This is a genomic window from Nocardia farcinica (assembly GCF_029867845.1).
GTDB lineage: Bacteria > Actinomycetota > Actinomycetes > Mycobacteriales > Mycobacteriaceae > Nocardia > Nocardia farcinica_A.
On sequence record NZ_JARWRU010000291.1, the window covers coordinates 1 to 1,225 of the forward strand.

Sequence of the window (1,225 nt, forward strand, 5' to 3'; positions counted from 1 at the left end):
CCCCCCCCCCCCCCCCGCGCGCCCGCGCGCGCGGACGCGGGCGGCCACCCCCCACCCTATCAACCCCGCGCCGACGATCTGGGGGGGGCGCGCCGACTCCACCTCGGCGCGCAGACCGGCGGCGTCGGCGTGGTCGCGCAGCACGTGCACGCCCTTCAGATCGGGCAGGCCGGGCAGCCGCCGGGGGCGCAGGCCGGTGGCGATGATCAGATGGCTGTAGTCGAGCACGTCGCCGTCGGCGAGGCGAAGGCGGCGGGCGGCGGTGTCCACACCCGACGCGGCCACGCCGAGCCGCAGGTCGATGGCCTTCTCTTCGAAGAACTCGGCCGGACGCAGGGTGGTGTCGTCGGTCTCGCCGCGCACGAACTGCTTGGACAGCGGCGGGCGGTCGTAGGGCAGTCGCGACTCGTCACCGAGCAGCACCAGTCCGCCCTCGTATCCCGCCCTGCGCAGTTCCTCCGCGGTGCGCAGACCGGCCAGACCGGCTCCCACGATGATGATCGGCGCGCTCATGCGATCCGTCCTTCCTCAGCAGACGACACCCGTCGAGCCTAGCAATTGCTTGGTCGCTTCCGAGGTCTCCCGTTCCCGTGCGCCCCCGACGACCGTGCCCGGAAAGTGCCCGATCCGTGACCGCGACAGCACCCGAATCGTGCCCATCGCTTGTCTCGACCGGGCGGTCGATCAGGTCTATACCGAGGTCAGGACCACTTTCTCGCACCGCAGGAGGACGATATGTTCACCGAATCCCGTGCCAAGGACCTCCTCGCCGTCGTCCTCGGCGCCTTCACCGCGCTGTCCCCGCTGTGGGTCGACACCAGCGACCGTGCCATGTGGACGATGATCGTGCTCGGCGTGCTCATCGCGCTCACCGGCCTGGCCCAGATGGCCCGCCCGGCGATGGCGATGGCCGACTACGCGATGGCGCTGTTCGGCGCGCTGCTGTTCCTCGCCCCGTGGGTCATGGACTACACCGCCTTCCGCGGCGCGGCCTGGACCTCGTGGGTGGTCGGCCTGGTGACCGTGGTGGTCGCGCTGGCGGCACTGCCCGCCGTCACCGGCCGCATGCATCGCCCGGCCGCCCACCACTGAGCCCCGAGCCCGGTCACTCCCGGACGCGATCCGCGGCGCACCGCCATGCGCGCCTCACCTCGCACCGGGCGGCGGCCGACCCGCCCCCCGCGCGCGCCCCGCCCGGGCCAGCGGGTGGGCCCCGCGCGCGGCC

2 protein-coding genes are annotated in these 1,225 nt (G+C 73.4%); one reads left to right on the plus strand and one right to left on the minus strand.

Annotation, left to right across the window (positions count from 1 at the left end):
- The coding region (locus tag QH283_RS06275) for an FAD-dependent oxidoreductase (RefSeq protein WP_280502067.1) at nt 1–513 on the minus strand (513 nt) is incomplete at its 3' end.
- A 222-nt stretch (nt 514–735) separates the two neighbouring features.
- Between QH283_RS06275 and QH283_RS06280 the strand changes: the two genes are divergently transcribed.
- A complete protein-coding gene (locus QH283_RS06280) occupies nt 736–1,092 on the plus strand; it encodes an SPW repeat domain-containing protein (RefSeq protein WP_280502068.1) in 357 nt (118 codons plus the stop codon).
- Nucleotides 1,093–1,225: the final 133 nt, after the last annotated feature.

Coding starts and splice junctions, on each gene's coding strand:
- QH283_RS06280 (WP_280502068.1), top strand. CDS start 736: ATGTTCACCGAATCCCGTGCCAAGGACCTCCTCGCCGTCGTCCTCGGC.